15 protein-coding genes and 1 pseudogene are annotated in these 20956 nt (G+C 40.8%); 10 read left to right on the top strand and 6 right to left on the bottom strand.

The window, feature by feature from the left end; translation table 11 throughout:
• Nucleotides 1-16 precede the first annotated feature (16 nt).
• Genes DXB63_RS01545 through metG form a run of 4 tightly spaced genes read right to left on the bottom strand, consistent with a single transcriptional unit; the run spans nt 17 to nt 4873 of the window.
• Entirely contained in the window at nt 17-1018 is a 1002-nt protein-coding gene (locus DXB63_RS01545) for a glycosyltransferase (protein WP_122124603.1), read from the bottom strand.
• Complete coding sequence (locus DXB63_RS01540; RefSeq protein ID WP_122124602.1) at nt 1002-2438, bottom strand: lipopolysaccharide biosynthesis protein; 1437 nt, start codon at nt 2436-2438, stop codon at nt 1002-1004. Before DXB63_RS01540 ends, DXB63_RS01545 begins: the two co-directional genes overlap by 17 nt.
• Before the next feature lies 1 nt (nt 2439).
• Nucleotides 2440-2817, bottom strand: a complete 378-nt coding sequence (locus tag DXB63_RS01535) for a DUF3783 domain-containing protein (RefSeq protein WP_122124601.1) — start codon at nt 2815-2817, stop codon at nt 2440-2442.
• A gap of 16 nt (nt 2818-2833) precedes the next feature.
• The gene (gene metG / locus DXB63_RS01530; protein ID WP_122124600.1) at nt 2834-4873 is read right to left on the bottom strand and encodes a methionine--tRNA ligase; all 2040 of its coding nucleotides are present in this window, start codon (nt 4871-4873) and stop codon (nt 2834-2836) included.
• 274 nt (nt 4874-5147) lie between these two features.
• Here metG and DXB63_RS01525 point away from each other — a divergent pair, with 274 nt between their 5' ends.
• The 8 genes and pseudogenes from DXB63_RS01525 (at nt 5148) to DXB63_RS01495 (ending at nt 15732) form a co-directional block, all read left to right on the top strand.
• Nucleotides 5148-5960 (top strand): SDR family oxidoreductase, encoded by an 813-nt coding sequence (locus tag DXB63_RS01525; protein WP_122124599.1) that lies wholly within the window; start codon nt 5148-5150, stop codon nt 5958-5960.
• 19 nt (nt 5961-5979) lie between these two features.
• Nucleotides 5980-7152, top strand: a complete 1173-nt coding sequence (gene uxuA / locus DXB63_RS01520; RefSeq protein WP_122124598.1) for a mannonate dehydratase — start codon at nt 5980-5982, stop codon at nt 7150-7152.
• Nucleotides 7153-7495: 343 nt separating this feature from the next.
• Nucleotides 7496-8254, top strand: coding sequence for an NUDIX domain-containing protein (locus DXB63_RS01515; protein WP_122124597.1), 759 nt, complete (start codon nt 7496-7498; stop codon nt 8252-8254).
• Between the two features lie 8 nt (nt 8255-8262).
• Nucleotides 8263-9750, top strand: a complete 1488-nt coding sequence (locus tag DXB63_RS01510) for a xylulokinase (protein WP_122124596.1) — start codon at nt 8263-8265, stop codon at nt 9748-9750.
• 44 nt (nt 9751-9794) lie between these two features.
• Nucleotides 9795-11111 carry a xylose isomerase gene (xylA, locus tag DXB63_RS01505; protein WP_122124595.1) on the top strand — a complete coding sequence of 439 codons (1317 nt, stop codon included), beginning with the start codon at nt 9795-9797 and terminating at the stop codon, nt 11109-11111.
• 165 nt (nt 11112-11276) lie between these two features.
• A pseudogene (locus DXB63_RS18165) lies at nt 11277-11716 on the top strand (hypothetical protein); the annotation flags it as partial.
• Between the two features lie 324 nt (nt 11717-12040).
• Entirely contained in the window at nt 12041-13891 is a 1851-nt protein-coding gene (locus tag DXB63_RS01500; RefSeq protein ID WP_122124594.1) for an Omp28-related outer membrane protein, read from the top strand.
• Nucleotides 13892-13944: 53 nt separating this feature from the next.
• Nucleotides 13945-15732 (top strand): T9SS type A sorting domain-containing protein, encoded by a 1788-nt coding sequence (locus DXB63_RS01495; protein ID WP_122124593.1) that lies wholly within the window; start codon nt 13945-13947, stop codon nt 15730-15732.
• Between the two features lie 259 nt (nt 15733-15991).
• On the opposite strand, the gene DXB63_RS17845 is transcribed toward DXB63_RS01495, so the two are convergent.
• The gene (locus DXB63_RS17845; protein ID WP_158563610.1) at nt 15992-16150 is read right to left on the bottom strand and encodes a hypothetical protein; all 159 of its coding nucleotides are present in this window, start codon (nt 16148-16150) and stop codon (nt 15992-15994) included.
• Nucleotides 16151-16175: 25 nt separating this feature from the next.
• Entirely contained in the window at nt 16176-18134 is a 1959-nt protein-coding gene (locus DXB63_RS01490; RefSeq protein WP_122124592.1) for a hypothetical protein, read from the bottom strand.
• 197 nt (nt 18135-18331) lie between these two features.
• Between DXB63_RS01490 and DXB63_RS01485 the strand changes: the two genes are divergently transcribed.
• Together DXB63_RS01485 and fucO are read left to right on the top strand one after the other, a co-directional pair.
• On the top strand, nt 18332-19552 hold the full coding sequence (locus DXB63_RS01485) for a pitrilysin family protein (protein WP_122124591.1): 1221 nt from the start codon (nt 18332-18334) through the stop codon (nt 19550-19552).
• Nucleotides 19553-19667: 115 nt separating this feature from the next.
• A complete protein-coding gene (gene fucO, locus DXB63_RS01480) occupies nt 19668-20822 on the top strand; it encodes a lactaldehyde reductase (RefSeq protein ID WP_122124590.1) in 1155 nt (384 codons plus the stop codon).
• The last annotated feature ends 134 nt before the right edge of the window (nt 20823-20956 follow it).

Raw genomic sequence — 20956 nt, 5'->3', positions numbered from 1 at the left:
AAAGATTCTTCTACAACTACTTTTGATAATGTTTACTATATGCACGAAAATATATGCTGGATGATATGGGAAAATAAATAGCCCTAAGAACAGCTATGATCCCCCTGTTTCCCGCTATATAAAATATTTTATCTCTGTTTCTTATACAGAAAACAGATAACCTGCACAGATCCATAAAAGAGGAAGAACTTTGCAACTTAGACATATAGATGGCGTCTTGCAATTCTTTTTCCGGAGAGTCAATTCGTTCTAAAAAACGTAATGTACATTTAAAGCGTTCTTTGATGATTGGTTTTAATTCTCTATAAAGTTTTAATGAATTAAAAATATACTTTATAACAGAACCCAAAGTGATTTTATCATCTGTCGGTATCGTGTAAGTTGCTGCGGTTATGTACCTTCTTTGATTGACCAATACTTGATTGATATATACAATGTCATTGAAAGCCCCTGCCACTATTGACAAAATAGCGTCATAACAACGAGCTGAAATAATATCGGAAAAATCCGGTAACTTTTCCAACAATCTCCTTGAAAAAAGGAATGTGTGTCCTGCAAACGGACCTAAATATAATAATCGCAAAAGATGATAATTAGGAATACGGGCATCAAACTTTATAGGAGAACCATCTTCTGAAAAAGGTTTAGTCAATCCCGCACAAAACAAATGGTCACCAATACAATCAATCTGTTTCTCTATTTTATTTAATTCCCAGATATCATCTTGATCAGAAATGGCGATATATTCGCCCGTGGCACGAGAGATAGCTGAGAAGAAATTCAAATTGATACCTTTGTTCGTTTCATTCTTTACAAATTTAATAAACGGGAACTTCTCCACGTACTCTTTTGCAATGGATTCGGTTGAATCTGTAGAACAATCATCTTGAATAATCAATTCATAAATAGGATAGGTTTGGTTTACAATAGAATCAAGCTGTTCTCTTAAAAACCTTGCTCCATTATAAGTACATAATATGATTGATACGTTTTTCGTCTTTTTATCTATGTCTGACATATTGCATACTTTCTTTAAACGTTATAGAACCACTACACCACATAATTATCATATAAAGTGATGAAGCTATTATAACTTTACTCACAAAAAGCAGATAAATATTTTGCATGAAGAGTGTTATATAATATGTGGCAATCATTATCCCACCGGATATTACCGCAAACGGCATAATATCCTTCAATGCCTGGAATAATCTCAACCGTATTTCCCTCCACACAAAATAGTGCCACACCAACAGCCAAACTATATTAATCAATACATATACAAGAACCATCGTATGTATACCATACGGATATAATAATAGCATGACCAACAATTGAGTCATTCCCAAACAAATCGTATTCCACATGTAAACGTTCGACTTTCCTTTGCTTATCAACAAGTTGGAATAGAGAGTAATAATGGGAATGAAAGCTCCACTGATACAGAGTAGACGAAGGATTTCCGCACTGGCAGCCCATTTGTCCGTAATGGCTATCGTAATTAATTCCGGAGCAACCAACGATAAACCAAACATAGCCGGGAAAGAGATAAAAGCGGTAAAACGCAACATTTTACGGAAAACACGCGATTGCCTTTCTTTATCATCCGATACTTGTGCAAGTACCGGCTGCGCCACACCATTTACCATACCGGTAATCAGGGAATGCCCCATCATATTCCATTTATTGGCCTGCCCGAAATAACCGACTTCTGTTTCCGAATAGAATTTTCCCAATATAACGGAAAACAGATTATTATTGATATGCCCGAAGATATTAGTCAGGAGCAACTTACTGCTAAATGACAGCATTCCTTTCAAAGGAGTAAAGTCCAAATGAAAAGTAGGACGCCACGAGGAAAAGCACCAATAACAAACCGTAACCGTAGCAACGTATACCAGATTTTGAGTGGCAATTCCCCAATAAGCAAAACCTAAAGAAGCCAATAACACCCCAACAATCCCGGAAAAGATGAGTGCAATCACAGAAGACATCGCTTTCTGTTTTACCATCAAGTTCCTAAATAGGAATGCACTTTGCGCTGTTCCAAGGCTGGCAATGAAAAAGCCTAAAAAGGAATAACGTGATAAAGCCGTCAACTCCGGCACATGATAAAAATCAGCAATTAACGGAGCACAAAAGAAAAGAATGATATACAGACAGAAACTTAACCCGGTACTAAACCAAAATACAGCATTATAGTCTTTATGAACAACCTCTTTCTTGTTAGCCAAAGCAGCAATAAAACCGCTTTCCTGCAATGAACCCGCAATAAGGGAAAAGATAGTGAGCATCCCTATCATCCCATAGTCGGCAGGAGTAAGAATACGTGCAAGAAATACACCGAAAAAAAGATTCAGGAATTGCAGCAAACCATTGCTAAGCCCTCCCCAAAATAATCCTTTTGCCGTCTTATCCTTCAGCGATTGTTCTGCCATTTCATTTTTCCAACTTGGACATTTCTTCGTGTTCCCGCATCAATTCATCACGAAGCTGAAAAGAGTTCCACACAATATTATAAGGGGTCAGTCCTGCTTTTAAAGCAACCTTTTCAATGCCTGACTGACGGTAACGACGTAAAAAGTCCTCAAGAACCTTATCGCTAAAGTTCTTGAAAACAATCATTTCGTCGGTGAAAGCCTGCCCTTCAAACGGGATGTTCTTCCTCTCTACACCCTTGATTCCGGCAATAGCTCCGATTGGCTCTAGATAGTCCACACGAGACACTGACTTAAAACGAATCTTCATCAAAGCGCAAAGCTGTTTGATACGATTTCCTTTCTCATTATCAAGATTATAAAGAAGAACCTCTTCCATCTTATTCCTGTTTTTATTATTTCACTTCACTTCCCGGCTTTACTTCCTTCATGGTAGTCACAACAGAAAGAGTACCGTCAACATTTTCCGCGCTGAGAATCATACCTTCGCTCATAATGCCTTTCAGCTTGCGAGGTGCAAGATTGGCTATAAAACAAACTTGTTTGCCCACCAGCTCTTCAGGTTGATAATACTTCGCGATTCCCGAAACAATAGTACGGGTTTCCAAACCATCGTCAATCTTAAACTGAAGTAATTTATCAGCCTTAGGCACTTTTTGGCATTCCAAGACGGTTCCGACACGGATATCCAATTTCATGAATTCATCGAATTCTATGTTCTCACGAATTGGATTTGCCTTGTAATTAGCCGCCTCATTCGCTTTTTTCGTATCCAACAATTTCTGAACCTGTGCCTGGATAACATCGTCTTCTATTTTTTCAAACAGTAACTCTGCCTTGTTCAACTGATGACCTGCCGACAACAAATTGGTATGTCCCAACTGATCCCAGTCGAAACTGTTCATGTTCAACATAGCTCTCAGTTTACCGGAGCTGAACGGCAAGAACGGTTCAAAAGCAATAGCCAAATTGGCAACCAGTTGCAAAGCGATATTCAAGATAGTTGCAACGCGATCCATATCGGTCTTCGCCAGCTTCCAAGGCTCTGTATCCGCCAGATACTTATTACCGATACGTGCCAGATTCATTGCTTCTTTCTGTGCATCACGGAATTTAAATACATTGAGCAGTTTTTCCACTTCCGCCTTTACGTCGGCAAATTCTTTCAATGTTTCGCGGTCATAATCCGTCAGTTCTCCGCATGCAGGAACTTTACCGTCAAAATATTTTTGAGTGAGTACCAAAGCGCGGTTCACAAAGTTTCCATAGACAGCAACCAACTCATTATTGTTTCTAGCCTGAAAATCTTTCCAGGTAAAGTCATTATCTTTTGTTTCGGGAGCATTAGCAGTCAGCACATAGCGCAACACGTCCTGTTTTCCCGGAAAGTCCTGTAAATACTCATGCAACCAAACAGCCCAATTACGGGATGTCGAAATCTTGTCACCTTCCAGATTCAGGAACTCGTTGCTGGGAACATTGTCCGGCAAGATATAACTGCCTTCCGCTTTCAACATAGCCGGGAATACAATACAATGGAAAACAATATTATCTTTTCCGATAAAATGAATCAAACGGGTTTCCTCATCTTTCCACCATTTTTCCCAAGAATCCGGCAACAGTTCTTTTGTATTCGAGATATATCCGATAGGAGCATCAAACCAAACGTAAAGAACTTTTCCTTCCGCACCCTCAACGGGAACGGGAATACCCCAATCCAAATCACGGCTCACAGCACGCGGTTGCAATCCCATATCAAGCCATGATTTACATTGTCCGTAAACATTAGGACGCCACTCTTTGTGATCTTCCAAAATCCATTTACGCAACCAGCCTTCATGCTTATCCAACGGCAGATACCAATGCTTCGTCTCACGCATTACAGGTTTACTACCACTAATAGCACTCTTGGGATTAATCAAATCTGTCGGAGAAAGTGATGTACCGCACTTCTCGCACTGGTCACCATAAGCACCTTCCGAATGACAATGCGGACATTCTCCGGTGATATAACGGTCTGCAAGAAATTGTTTCGCTTCCTCGTCATAATATTGTTCGGAAGTCTTTTCCAAAAATTCGCCCTTATCATAAAGCGTTTTAAAGAACTCAGATGCCGTATCATGGTGTGTCTTGGAAGACGTACGGGAATAAATATCAAAAGAAATTCCAAATTCCTCAAAAGACTTTTTAATAAGGCTATGATATCTATCTACAATATCCTGCGGAGTTACTCCTTCTTTACGCGCACGAATGGTAATGGGCACTCCATGTTCATCAGAACCTCCGATAAAAAGGACATCTTCTTTTTTCAAACGGAGATAGCGGACATAGATATCAGCCGGAACATACACACCGGCAAGATGACCAATATGCACAGGACCATTAGCGTAAGGCAGTGCAGAAGTCACAGTCGTTCTTTTAAATTTCTTTTCCATATAGAATGTTGAATTATATTCTTTTTGTAACGTGCAAAGATAATGGTTTTTAGGCTAATTGCCGGTAATATTATCAGAAAACTTATAAAACCCCGGTGCATTACCGCCATTCTGAAATTTATTACGGTAGAATTGAGTACAACCGCCCGGTCATCCGTCTTAAATAAAAGAGTATAAGATTCTATAAGGATTTCTTAAAAACTTAACCAATCCGATTATAGAACAAGATATTTCCATAACTTTGTTACTATCAAACAAACATAACAACAGAAGTATGAATAATTTATTTAGCGTTAAAGATAAGATCGTTGTCATTACGGGCGGATGCGGAATACTTGGCAGCAGAATCGGTTCCTATCTGGCTTCAGAAGGTGCAAAAATCGTCATATTAGGACGCAAGGAAGAAGTGGGTAACCAACTTGTCAAAGAAATAAAAGAGAATGGCGGTGAAGCCATGTTCCTGACTTGCGATGTATTGAAGAAAGAAATGCTGGAACAGAATCGCGCCGATATTATGAAAGCATACGGACGTATCGATGTGTTGCTCAATGCAGCAGGAGGCAACATGAAAGGAGCAACCATCGCTCCGGACCAGACAATTCTGGATTTGCAATTAGACGCATTTAAAGAGGTGGTCGACTTAAACTTAACCGGAACGGTGCTTCCCACGATGGTATTTGTCGAAGAAATGGCAAAACAAGGAAAAGGAGTTATCGTAAACTTCTGCTCGGAATCCGCTTTCCGGCCGTTGACACGTGTAGTAGGTTACGGATGCTCAAAGGCAGCCATCGCCAACTTTACGAAATACATGGCAGGAGAACTGGCGATGAAATTCAGCCCCGAACTTCGCGTAAACGCCATTGCCCCCGGATTTTTCATCACACATCAGAACCATGATTTGTTATTGAATCCGGACGGCAGCTATACCGACCGTGCGAAATCAATCTTAGGACATACGCCTTTCAACCGTTTCGGCAAACCGGAAGAATTATTCGGTACTATACAATATCTGATCAGCGACGCTTCAAGTTTCGTAACGGGAACAGTAGCAGTCGTTGACGGAGGTTTTGACGCATTTTCTATTTAACCAATTAAATATCAAATATATGTATCTTTGCGAACAAACATGGAGATGGTACGGTCCTAATGATCCCGTCAGCTTATGGGACATCAAACAAGCCGGTGCCACAGGCATTGTCAATGCATTGCACCACATCCCGAACGGAGAAGTGTGGACTGTAGAAGAAATCATGAAACGGAAACAGATGATTGAAGAGGTAGGACTCACATGGTCTGTTGTAGAAAGTGTTCCCGTACATGAACATATTAAAACACAAACAGGAGACTACCTGAAATACATCGAGAACTATAAACAAAGTATCCGTAATCTGGCTGCCTGCGGCATTAAGATAATCACCTATAATTTTATGCCTGTACTGGATTGGACACGTACGGATTTAGCTTACACACTACCCGACGGTTCCAAAGCGTTACGTTTTGAAAAAGCGGCTTATATGGCTTTTGATCTATTTATCCTAAAACGTCCGAATGCAGAAAAAGACTATAACAGTGAAGAGATAGCTAAAGCAAAACAACGCTTTGACAGCATGAGCGAAGAAGAAAAACAGCTTTTGTCTCATAACATGATCGCAGGCCTTCCCGGATCAGAAGAAAGTTTCACTCTGGAACAATTCCAGCGAGAACTGGACCGCTACCAGGACATCACTCCTGATAAACTTCGTGCAAACCTGATTTATTTCTTAAAGGAAATCACCCCTGTCGCCGATGAAGTAGGAGCACTTTTGGTCATTCATCCGGACGATCCGCCCTGTTCCATACTAGGATTACCACGCATCATGAGTAGTGCAGCCGACTTTCAGGCATTAATAGACGCCGTTCCCAATCCTTCAAACGGACTTTGCCTGTGCACGGGGTCGTTAGGAGTAAGCGCCACCAATGATTTGGTAAATATGTTCAAACGTTTCGGTGAACGTATCAACTTCGTCCATTTCCGCAGTACGCAACGCGATAGCGAAGGGAATTTCTACGAAGCCAACCACTTGGAGGGAGATGTAGATATGTATCATGTAATGAAAGCACTTCTCGAACTGATGCAAAACAGACAAACATCCATCCCCATGCGCCCGGATCACGGACATCAGATGATAGACGACCTGAGAAAGAAAACCAATCCGGGATATTCCTGCATCGGTCGCCTAAGAGGATTGGCAGAACTAAGAGGATTGGAAATGGGAATTGCCAAATCATGCTTCAAATAAGGTGTTCATATAAAAAAACGCCCAAACACTTATTGTACTGCAACCCATCTTTAAAGAGACAAGCTAAAGCAGTGGTTACAGTACAATAAGTATCTATTTAAACATTCTACTTCACTCCATCAATCCGACTGATAAACAAGCCCTTATAGTAATTGTAGCAAATACGATTACCCTGACTATATACGACACACTAATACATATTGTATCATAAACAATAACACCACTTATCATATTGTATAATATACGATATTGTATTCAGTTGATAAATAGTGTTTTATAACATATACAAGTCTAGCATAAATAAGCATTCGCTTCATATATTTGTAACATAAAAGAAGGCAATATGCAATATAAATCAGAAAAAGAAGCATTGATAAATCCTCATGTATCTGTCGATTGTGTTATAGTAGGCTTCGACGGAGAGGACATCAGAGTACTACTTGTAAAACAGGTTGGGAAAGAATCCAATGGAGAATTCAACGACATGAAATTGCCGGGAAGCCTGATATATGACGATGAGGACTTGGACGAAGCAGCTCAGCGCGTTCTTTATGAGCTGACAGGTATCAAGAACCTGAATCTGATACAATTCCGGGCTTTCGGTTCTAAAAACCGCACGCATAATCCGAAGGATGTGAACTGGCTGGAACGTTTCCATCGGCTGGATACCAAAGTAGGACGCATTGTAACCATCGCTTATCTTTCCATGGTTAAGATAGACAAAAAGCTGACTCAGCTATCCGATAAGTACGAAGCATGTTGGGTAAAGGTAAAAGAGATAGGAGAACTGGCCTTTGACCATAATCAGATTATCAACGAAGCCCTGCTGTTTATCCGCCAGTATGTAGACACGAATCCATCTGTCCTGTTTGATTTATTATCACGTAAATTCACCGCTGCACAGCTACGCACATTATATGAATTAGTGTACGATAAAATCTTCGACGTACGAAACTTCCACAAGAAAATCGCCATGATGGAATATGTAGTACAATTGGATGAAAAACAAACCGGAGTACCCCATCGGGCAGCACGCTACTATAAGTTCGATAAAAAAATATATAACAAGATTCATGGCGTCAGCAAATCTTTCAACAAATAAGCAGTAATATGTTTCTATTAGGATATGATATAGGCAGCTCGTCAGTAAAAGCGAGTTTGGTAAATGCAGAAACCGGTAAATGTATTTCTTCCGCATTCTTCCCAAAAAGCGAAGCGGAAATAATAGCTGTTCATCCCGGATGGGCGGAGCAGCACCCGGAGGAATGGTGGAAGAATCTAAAGCTGGCAACACAAGCCGTTTTAAGCGAATCCAAAATCAATGTTAACGACATTAAAGGTATCGGTATCTCTTACCAGATGCACGGCTTGATATGCGTAGACAAAGAACAGAAAGTGCTTCGTCCGGCGATTATCTGGTGCGACGCACGCGGCGTACCCTATGGACAAAAAGCATTCGACACATTGGGCAAGACACAATGTCTTTCACACCTGCTAAACTCACCGGGTAATTTTACAGCCACAAAACTGGCTTGGATTAAGGAGAATGAACCGGACATTTTCGAACGGATATATAAAATAATGCTTCCGGGTGATTATATCGCCATGAAATTGAGCGGAGAGATATGTACTACCGTAGAGGGATTGTCCGAAGGTATATTTTGGGATTTCAAAAAGAATCACGTAGCAGACTTTTTGATGGATTATTTCGGATTTAACCCTTCCATCCTTGCCGACATCAAGCCGACTTTCTCCGAGCAAGGACGTGTTAATGCCCAAGCTGCAAAAGAACTGGGATTGGCAGAAGGTACTCCCATTACATACCGTGCCGGCGACCAGCCCAACAACGCCCTGTCGCTCAATGTCTTTAATCCCGGTGAAATAGCTTCCACAGCCGGAACGTCAGGGGTAGTCTACGGAGTAAACGGAGAAATCAACTACGATCCCAAATCACGCGTAAACACATTTGCGCACGTCAACCATACCGACAGCCAAACCCGGTTAGGTGTTTTATTATGTATCAACGGAACGGGTATTCTTAATTCATGGATAAAACGCAACGTTGCTCCCGAAGGCATTTCTTACGCAGATATGAATCTGCTGGCAGCCCAATCGCCCATCGGCAGCAAAGGCCTCAGCATCCTTCCTTTCGGCAATGGCGCGGAACGTATACTCGAAAACCGGGAAGTAGACAGTACAATCTATGGACTAAACTTCAACCAACATGGTAAAAACGATATGATACGTGCCGCACAGGAAGGAATCGTGTTCTCTTTTAAATACGGCATAGATATCATGGAAGAAATCGGTATTCCGGTAAAAAGAATCCATGCCGGACACGCCAATATGTTTCTCAGCCCTATCTTCCGCGAAACATTGGCGGGAGTAACCGGTGCCGTTATCGATTTGTACAACACGGATGGTTCGGTCGGCGCGGCAAAAGGTGCAGGAATCGGAGCAGGGATTTACAAAGATAACAACGAAGCTTTTGCCACTTTAGAGAAACTGGAAGTGATAGAGCCTGCCCACGAACAAGCATACACCGAAGCATATATCCGGTGGAAAACCTGTCTGGAAGAACGGATGAAACAAGATTAAATAATACGAAACAAACATTATCAACATTTATATAAATAGGAATTATGACAACAAAAGAGTTTTTTCCGGGAATAGGAAAGATTAAATTTGAAGGTAAAGAGAGCAGAAACCCGATGGCATTCCGTTACTATGACGCTGAAAAAGTCATCATGGGTAAAAAGATGAAAGACTGGTTGAAATTTGCCATGGCATGGTGGCATACCCTCTGTGCCGAAGGAGGCGACCAATTCGGAGGAGGAACAAAACAATTCCCTTGGAATGGTGCCGAATGCCCGGTTCAGGCTGCAAAAGACAAGATGGACGCAGGTTTTGAGTTCATGCAGAAAATGGGTATCGAATACTATTGTTTCCATGATGTAGACCTTTGTTCTGAAGCTGATACAATTGAGGAATATGAAGCCAACCTGAAAGAGATTGTTGCATATGCCAAACAGAAACAAGCCGAAACAGGCATCAAGCTTTTATGGGGAACGGCAAACGTATTCAGCCACGCACGCTATATGAACGGTGCAGCTACCAATCCCGATTTCGACGTTGTAGCACGTGCCGCCGTACAAATCAAAAACGCCATTGATGCCACCATCGAATTAGGTGGTTCCAATTATGTATTCTGGGGTGGACGTGAAGGATATATGTCACTCTTAAATACAGACCAGAAACGCGAGAAAGAACATTTGGCACAAATGCTGAAAATGGCGCGTGATTATGCACGTTCACGAGGTTTCAAAGGTACTTTCTTAATTGAACCGAAACCGATGGAACCCACTAAACACCAATATGATGTGGATACCGAAACGGTTATCGGCTTCCTGAAAGCTCATGACTTGGATAAAGACTTCAAAGTTAACATTGAAGTAAACCATGCCACACTTGCCGGACACACATTCGAACACGAATTGGCGGTTGCAGTAGATAATGGTATGCTGGGCTCTATCGACGCCAACCGTGGCGACTATCAAAACGGATGGGATACAGACCAATTCCCGATTGACAATTACGAGTTGACGCAGGCAATGATGCAAGTAATCCGCAACGGTGGTTTCGGCAACGGTGGTACCAACTTCGATGCAAAAACCCGTCGTAACTCTACCGACTTGGAAGATATCTTTATCGCACACATCGCAGGTATGGACGCAATGGCTCGCGCCCTGGAATCGGCAGCCGCAATCCTGACCGAATCTCCTTACAAAAAGATGCTTACCGACCGCTATGCATCATTCGATGCCGGAAAAGGTAAAGAATTTGAGGAAGGCAAACTGGCTTTGGAGGATCTCGTCGCTTACGCAAAAAACAATGGAGAGCCGAAACAGACAAGCGGCAAGCAGGAATTATACGAAGCTATCGTAAATATGTACTGCTAATATAATCAGAAAAACGCCTAAGGGAGTGATGTCTAACGCTCCAGTAGATGTAAGCTATCGCTCAAGGGAGCGTTGGCTGATGCTCCCTTGAGCGTTAGCCAACGCTCCCTTAGGCGATTTGTATAAACAATTTTGAACCTTTTCCACAAATACTACGATGTTTTTAACCATCCTAAAAACCGGAAGAAATCCATAAAAGCCGATAAACATCTACGTACGATTGCCTGGTCTCTGGTCTGAGAACCGGAACGTAACTTAGGTGAGAATCGACAGTATGATGAATTAAAAGATACTTCTACAACGCCGTAATTCTGCCCATCAGATCTATTCTATTCATGAACCTGATACACCCAAAGCAAAAGACACATACTACCAACGTAAGAAGAAACATAAACTGTTTTGCAAGCGTACAGGAATAGAACCAACTATCGCACATCTTAAGACAGATTATTGTTTAGGGCAAAACTTTCACAAAGGATTAGTAGGGAATGCTGGCAGCAGCTGCATATAACTTTAAAAGAGCCATGAAGGTTCTTGGGCTACTCATTAAAAAAATCAGCGAAACATCCTTTAAAGGAAAGGTCTCGCTGAAATGTACTTTTTAAGAGACGACTATTTTATGATGGTGAAGGCATAAATGTTACCCAAACTGCTACAACTCCAAAAAATCAGCATTTCCTATTATCAGGACACTGTTTAGGATAATAACGAAAGGAAGTAGACCTTTACAATTAACAAAAAATAATTTAGCAATTTTAACCGATCAAGATACATTACTTATTATAATAAGTATATATTTGCATATTATTATTCAAAACAACAAACAAATACGTATTTATTAAAGCACCCGTTTGTTTATTGCGAGATATAAATTGATTTGTTCAACTTGATCAATTAAATAAATATCAATCTAATAACAATAAATAATTATGAATCTAAAACTACTAATTAGCGCTTTTTTATTAGGGATAATAACAACTGTTCACAGCCAATCCCAAACATTTGTACAAAAGACTGAAATAGAACAGACAACATTAGGATACTGTTCTGATGAAATCTCCGCGAATGCTGACCCTATTGGAGTTCAAGGACAAGCCGTATCAATCGGTGCCGCTATTCGTATTCCCGTTTCCAAAATGGCGGGATTGAAAGGTGGGAAAATCACTAAAATACGTATTGGAACAAAGAGTGGACTAACCGGTATTTATGTATGGATACGCTCTTCTTTGGACGGGAAAGCAGAAGTTTTGCAACGGCTTGGAAACACGACCGATGGATGGAATGAAGTCGCGCTGGATACTCCCTATGAAATTACAGGAGAAGAAATCTACATCGGCTATAGCGGAAAACAACCGGCAGGAGTAATGGCAGTATTAGCTAATGAAGAAGAACAAAAAGGCGCTACTTACCTCAGCATAGAAAACGAGTGGACCGATTACTATGGAAAAGGATTCGGAGCATTATATATCCAGGCAATAGCCCAAGCAACTTTGCCGGAAACAGATCTTGCTATCGGAGATTTCACAATGGACAAAACTTTTTATAAAACAGATGAACCCTTAAACTTTTCATTCAATCTTAGCAATGAAGGAACAAAATCCATCAGCGGCTACTCCATTAGTTATCGCATCAATGATGGAGAGGAAATCACTGAAGACATAAACAAATCAATAAATGCAGGAGCTAAAGAAACCTACTCCAAAGAGATACCTGCAAATGATTATGGAGAAGGAACTCACCAGATCAAAGTTTATATAAGCAAACTGGCAGGCGGCGCTATAGATGAAATAGCACTCAATGACACATTGAAAGGTACATTCAGCATCTATGCGACAAGTTATCCACATAAAATTCTATTGGAACAATTCACTACCATCAACTGTGTCAATTGCCCCTATGGTGGTAAAGTACTTACCGCAGCTATATCCGAACGTGACGATGTAGTATGGGTAGCCCATCACGTAGGTTATGGAACAGATGAATTAACCCTCTCAGAGAGTGGAGATTATCTTAAATTTGGCGTATCAGGCGCACCGGCAGCCATGATTGACCGCACTAAAATACCGGCAGCAACTGATACCAGCTATCCTCCATTTGGTATTGGATATTCCAATACCATCGCAGGAGCTAAAATCGTAACATCCTATATGGATTATTGTGCAGCCATCCCGGCTTTCGTTTCTGTTTCCATCGAAAACGAATATGACCCACAAACACGTCAACTTAGTATCACAGTCAATGGCGAAAGAAATGCCATCTTTAATACATTCTATCCCAAAGCAAATATCAGCGTATTCTTAACTGAAAATGGTATTTTAGCCAAAACAGCCCAAAGCGGAGCAAATAAGAATTACGTTCATAACCATGTATTGAGGGCTATTTTAACCGAAACGTTTGGTAACAATATCGAATGGGAAAACAATAAGTTCACTTACACGACTACAACTACTCTTGATGAGGCATGGATAGCCGGCCGAATGAATGTGATTGCCATCGTAAACAAACCGTTTGACGCTCAAACCCCGAACGATGCACAAGTATTAAATGTAGAAGAATCTGCGATTGACGACCCAACTTATGATTCTATTACGGAGCAACAACTATCCGAATTAAATCTTCATGTGGAGAATGGACGAGTTGTCATAACAGGAAATCACGATTTGGAAATCTATACGACCAACGGTATGAGAGTACCAAACGAAGCATTGCCTAAAGGATTCTATCTTATCCGGATCATTGCCGGCGACAATACGACTCACACTAAAATATTTATTCCATAAAAAAGGGGGGACTCATACTCCCCCAATCATTTATTTACTAAATCATATTTAATATGAAGAAACAACTACTTACACTCGCATGTGCATCTTTTATAGCATGCACTTGCTTCGGACAGACAATGAAGAAGTACGAAGGTTTACTATTCGACAAAATGTCTCCTAACGGACAATGGACTACACAGGCTATGCAAGGCAGTGTTGTCATTTTCAACCGGGTCGACTCCGTGTTTTATGTATATGGTGATGGCGAAGGAGGAAGTGCTTATTCAATCGGTCAAGGCAATGCTATCAACAACGACGGAATTATCGTAGGAGGTATCAGCGACAGCCAACCCGCCTATTGGCAAGACGGAGAATGGAATTTGCTTCCATTAGCGGAAGCCGATACAGTTGTCTTTAACTCGGCAGACGGTATTACGCCTGACGGAAGACGTATCGCAGGAACTATGGCCTGCACTAAATGGGATCTTAATACAAGCGGGCAAATGTTGGCACCGGTAGTTTGGACCAAAGGAGAAGATGGTAAATACGGAATGTATCAACGACTGCCACAACCGACTAGAGATTTTTCAGGACGAATACCAATGTATATAACCGCACGTTCTATCTCAGACGATGGAAAAACTATTTTCGGGCAAATTAGTGATTATAGCGGCATGTACCCTTGTCTGATTGTCTACAAAGAAGATGCCGATGGAAATTGGTCTTACCAAACATTGGGAGAGGAACTCCTTTATAAAGAAGGAGCCGAGTTCCCCGCTTGGCCTAACTATGAGCCTAAACAGCCAAATATAAAAAATTATATGTCCGAAACAGAATTAGCCGAATACAATAACGCTATGGCGCTTTATGAAGATTCTACCGATCTCTACAATCAGGGCTTAATAGATAAATATCCGTCTTATCCTCTTTACGACGACTATCTCAAAAACGAAGCGAAGAAAGAAGAATACACACAAGCATGTGATAAATACGAAGAAGAAAACGAGGCATACCAAGATTCGACAGCTGTTTTCTATGACGTATTCTATGAAGCTTGTACTGAAAAAGCTTTCGCATTCAACGAAGTAATTACTTCAGAAAACGGACGTTACTATGTTTGCTCCCTTTCTTACCCGGATCCGGACGGAGATCCTCTGGCTTGGTCTCAGGAAACGATTACAGTACCTGTATGTTTTGATTTACAGGCAGAAGGAACACCTATGACTCAGCTCGATGGTAACGATGTTATCACCTGTTCTGTCTTGAATGACGGAACTGTATTTTTAGCAACTCCCAGCATGGAATATACTCGTAATGCTTATGTCATCCCTGCCGGAAGCAAGAAAGCAATGTCATTCTTCGACTGGATGAAAGCCAAAAATTTACCTGCCTATAATTGGATGACCGAAAATTTGTCATTTGACTATACTGGTGTAGAGTATGATGAAGATGGTAATGAAATCCTTGTTAGTGTACCGGATAGCTTAATAGCCGGAACGATTTCCGTCAATTCCGAAGGCACTGTTTTCTCCTCTTTCCTTTGGGATGCTTGGAGTTTGGCAGATAGAGGACAATATATCTCTTATTTTATTGATCTGAACCCGGCTTCAGGAGTTGCAGCTCCGAAAGCAGAAGCAACAGAAGTCAAAGTTTACCCGAACCCGACAACCGATATACTCTATATCGACGGTGATATTTGCAAAATAAATATCTTCGATTTATCGGGACGAGTTGTTTATGAATCATCTTCCGTTTCCTCTAGCATACCAATGGCATCCATCGCAGGTAGAGGCACTTACTTGGTGAAACTAACTACCATAGATGGAAATATAGTGGTTAAGACCGTTTCTGTCAATTAAGATAGAAGATAAATATCAATTTTAAAGGTGCTGACTAACCTTTGATTGTTAGTCAGCACCTTTCTCATTTAGTACAAAAAGGCTTTTATTCCACAATCGCCTTATTGTCTTTTCGGTTTCTTAATAAATCTTTACTTACAGATATTAGGATTATTCCTTGTTCAATATACGGTCGATTGTTTACAAACTCCTATCGTTTGCGAACAATCGACCGTATGCTAAAAATAATGTTGCTTTTCCGAATTAAGGAATGCTCTGATTATTCCTCATCATCCCAAAGAGAACGCCGTTTACTTCTAAACCCTCCATCGCCGGGCTTGATTTCATCATTACTCACACCAATGGAATTAGTCATTACAGGTGTTTCCACTTCCATTTCCAACGCTTCTATTTGCGGTTTCATATATTTTGTTTTCATATTCATATCGAATTAAGGGTCATATTTATTTTACTGCTACTTTTTGTTTGTTAATCAGATAGATACCTTTAAGTAAGCCATCGATTGTATTGTATCCTTCGCTTAGTTCCACAGTCTTCACTAAACGGCCGTCTATACTGAACAGACTGACGTTTTGTGCCTTATCTGTTATCACATGAATGGCATTGTCGCTACCGAATACTTTGAACGTATTTTCTGCGTTTATGGATGCTATTTCAGTTGCCCCACCTCTATGTAGGATTTTTAATGAAGCATTGCTTGAACCGGTAGCATCAAGATAAGCACGGAAAGATGGCACTTCCAGACCTGAAGCAGGTATTTTCTTGAACATTTCTTTACCTGTTGTTGCGTCAAGAACCAATCCGTAGCCTGAAGTCGCTGTTGTAGGGCTGATGCAAGCTTTAAATGTATAGTTCCCAGCAGACTTATCGTTCATTGTTGCAGAGGTAGGGATTGTAACACCGCTTGCGCTGAATGTCTTGTTCCCGCTTGCTGTAATATTTATCAGATACGGAGTATTCGCAGGTAACGTATTGCTTGTAGGTGCATCAAACTGTACATAAGTGTCTGTACCGTTTACCAATTCTTCTATATCGTCACTTCCTTTTTCTATCGGGAAAGGCAAACAGAAAGTATTCCATCCGGCAGCGAAATTGCGGGTGTAAGTGGCATTAGTAGCGGTAAATGATTCCGGACAATAGAAAGAAGCGGCATCTGTTAATTCCAGTTTACCAGAACCGGATACTATTACATTGTTCTCTTTTCCTGTGATAGTGTTGTTTGCATAAACCAAACAATTAGCACTTCCTTTAGCAAGAATATTATTTAAAATATCACTTGGGATATTTGCATCCGCATCGGTTCTCAGATCAATAGCTGTAAAACCATCTACTACAGTTGCATTATAAGTTTGTGCACTACGGGTATCTTGTTGATAAGTATATCCCGTTTTGTATATTGCTGCATGGTCTGCATCAGCAAAGATAGGATAGGTACCATTGTGTGACCAAATCCCGGAATTATCGGTTGAATTATTCGTTGTATTTAGGTTCCACGCAAATGCAACACCGGAAAAATCAGCCTTTGTTTTTATTAAATCATTTTCTGTAACGGACGTATTTCCTGCTTTGTAAGTCGTTCCTGCTGTAGTGTGAGTAAAATTATAATTTTTACCATCACTTTGCACCACATAGCAATTATTTATAGTACCGCCTTCTCCTTTCCCACAAAATAAACCTATAACATCACTAGTTCCTTCTCCAAAGGTAAGATCCATTGCATAGCAATTTATTATTGTTGCACCACCATTGGTAAGATTTGCGATGAATCCTCCTCTGCTGTTTCCATATCCTGCACCAAGAGATACATTTTTAACGTAACAATTGGATATTGTAGGAGCCCATACCTTACCTATCAATCCTCCGTACGTTGCATGTCCTCCTATTATTGTCACATCTTCGGCAAAACAATTGGACATTTCAGTACCGTCGAAACGTCCTATCAGACCTCCTGCATTTTGTCCTGTACCTGCATCTATATATATATTATTAACTCCGGTGTTCTTTAATGTTCCACCATTCATTTTACCAAAGAGTCCTAATCCTCCGTCACCCATTGTTGAATTATTGTAAACAACTTTAATATTCGAGACAACATGTTGTTTCCCATCAAAGTTCCCTGTAAAAGGGGCTTTTTCCGTACCGATGGGTAATAAAGTCGTGGCGTCGTTTCCTGCTAAGTTTGTTCCATCAGGATTAACTTTGATATCAGCTGTCAATTCAAAGTATTTTCCGGCATAAGTTGTTCCGCTGTTTACAGTAGAGGCTAAAGTTTGTAAATCTGCGAGGTTGGAAATAAGATAAGGGGTACTGCTAGACTCTCCGTTTCCTCCGGAATATTGCCCCCAAACACAATTTGCACTTAGCAAAAACATACTAATTAATAAGAAGTAATTCCTTTTCATTTTTTGTTTTGTATTAGATTAATAATTTCCTTGCAAAGGACACTATTTTATGTTTTAGGAGCTTTTACTATTATCCAAATGTTTTTTGATTCTTTCCAAATCTTCGATTTCATAAGGTTGCAACATAATATTTAGGCTCTTATGATGCTTACCAATCTACTTTATTGTATTTTTGCAGGCTATTAAATGCACATAGAATGGATTGTCAGACACATATATTAGAAAACGGATTGAGGATAATACAAATTCCTTCATCATCTCAGGTTACTTATTGCGGTTTTGCTGTCGATGCCGGCACGCGTGATGAACGTGACAATGAGCAGGGAATGGCGCATTTTGTGGAACATATTATTTTCAAAGGTACACAGAAGCGTAAGGCATGGCATATCCTAAACAGGATGGAGAATGTGGGCGGAGACCTGAATGCCTATACTAACAAGGAAGAGACGGTTGTTTATTCGGCTTTCCTTGCGGAACACTTTCCACGAGCTTTCGAGTTGTTGTCTGATATTGTATTTCATTCTACCTTTCCGCAACATGAAATAGACAAAGAGGTGGAAGTGATTCTTGATGAGATACAGTCTTATGAGGACACTCCTTCTGAACTTATCTTTGATGAATTCGAAAATTTAATCTTCAAAGGTCATCCTTTGGGTAGAAACATTCTCGGTCTGCCGGAACAATTAAAGAGATTTCGCAGTGCTGATGCGTTGGACTTTGTACGACGGTATTATCACCCTTCCAATATGGTGTTTTTCTTGAAAGGGAATATCGATATGAAGAAGATTGTACACCTTGCCGAGAAATATTTATCGGATTTACCTTCTTCCACGGTTATTTCCGAACGTACACCTCTACCGATCTATAAGCCCGAACAAGTCTGCATTCATAAAGACACCCATCAGGCACACGTAATGATTGGTTGCCGGGGATATAACGCCTATAATGAAAAGCGTACGGGATTATATCTGCTGAATAATATGCTCGGCGGTCCGGGTATGAACAGCCGATTGAATGTGGCACTCCGTGAGCGTAAAGGATTGGTCTATAATGTGGAATCGAATCTTACTTCTTATACGGACACGGGTGTTTTCAGTATTTATTTCGGCACAGACCCTGAAGATGTAGATACCTGTTTGAAATTGACCTACAAGGAACTCAAAAAGTTTCGGGAAAATAAGTTGACTACTTTGCAACTGATGGCTGCCAAGAAGCAGTTGATAGGACAGATAGGAGTTGCAGCGGACAATTTTGAGAATGAGGCTTTGGGAGTGGGAAAAACCTTTCTGCATTACAATCGTTTCGAATCACAGGAGGGTGTGTTCCAACGAATAGAAAGCCTGACAGCGAGCCATTTGTTGGAGATTGCCAATGAGATATTCGCAGAAGAGAATCTTTCATCCTTAATCTATAAGTAATGACCAGCATGGCGGTCAGCATGGAAATCACAGATTACGCATGAATTAGATCAGATTTATCATCCCTGTTTGTTTGATAATTGCTAATATTGCACAAACAAATTAATAAACAACTATGATAAACAGATTCGTATTAAACGAGGTTTCCTATTTCGGACCCGGCGCACGTGAAGTGCTTCCTCAAGAGATTAACCGTCTTGGTTTGCATAAGGCTTTTGTAGCTACGGATAAGGATTTGATAAAGTTCGGTGTAGCTGATAAAGTATTGAAAGTGCTTGAAAAAGCGAACATCCCTTATACCATATTTAGCGAAATCAAACCAAACCCTACGGTAAGTAATGTAAAGGCAGGTGTAAAGGCTTTTGCTGAATCCGGCGCAGACTTCATCCTGGCTATCGGTGGTGGTTCGTCTATCGATACTTCAAAAGCAATCGGTATCATTACCAATAACCCGGAATTTAGTGACGTTGTTTCTTTGGAAGGCGTTGCCCCAACGAAGAAGAAATCAGTTCCTATCATTGCGTTGCCCACCACTGCAGGAACAGCAGCAGAGGTAACCATCAACTATGTGATTACCGACGAGGTGAATGAGAAAAAGATGGTTTGTGTAGACCCGAATGATATTCCTGCCATAGCAATTGTGGATGCAGAATTGATGTATACGTTGCCAAAGAGCCTGACTGCTTCTACCGGATTGGATGCTCTGACACATGCCATTGAGGGGTTGATCACCAAAGGTGCATGGGAGATGAGTGATATGTTCGAGATTAAAGCAATCGAAATGATTGCCCGTTACCTTGAAACCGCCGTATTTGAGCCTACGAATGCCGAAGCACGTAACGGTATGGCAGTAGCACAATATATTGCCGGTATGGCATTCTCAAACGTTGGTTTAGGTGTTGTGCACGGTATGGCTCATCCGCTAGGTGCTATTTTTGATATTCCTCACGGTGTGGCAAATGCACTATTATTGCCTATTATCATGGAATTCAATGCCCCGGCTGCTCTTGATAAGTATGTAGACATTGCAAAAGCGATGAATGTTTATCAAACAGGTATGACGAAAGAAGAGGCTGCAAAAGCAGCCGTCGATGCAGTGAAGGCATTGTCTATAAAGGTGGGCATTCCGCAACATTTGACGGAACTGGGCATTAAAGAGAGTGATTTGGAGAAACTGGCAAACTCTGCTATCGCTGATGTTTGCACACCGGGCAATCCAAGAGAAGTGACGAAAGAGATTATTCTCGACTTATATAAGAAAGCATTGTAATCTATCTCTACGAAAGTTTAGAGAGGCTTATTTATAAATAGAGCGAAGGACTGTATTCTTGCTGTTTACAGTTCTTCGCTTTCTCTGTTTTTATCTAACCCTCCCTTTTTTATCCCCTCTATAAATATGATTTG

Origin of the sequence: Bacteroides sp. OM05-12 (genome assembly GCF_003438995.1) — a bacterium.
Classification (GTDB): Bacteria; Bacteroidota; Bacteroidia; order Bacteroidales; family Bacteroidaceae; genus Bacteroides.
Note: the sequence above shows the minus strand (reverse complement) of the source record. Positions and strands in the feature narration are given on the sequence as shown.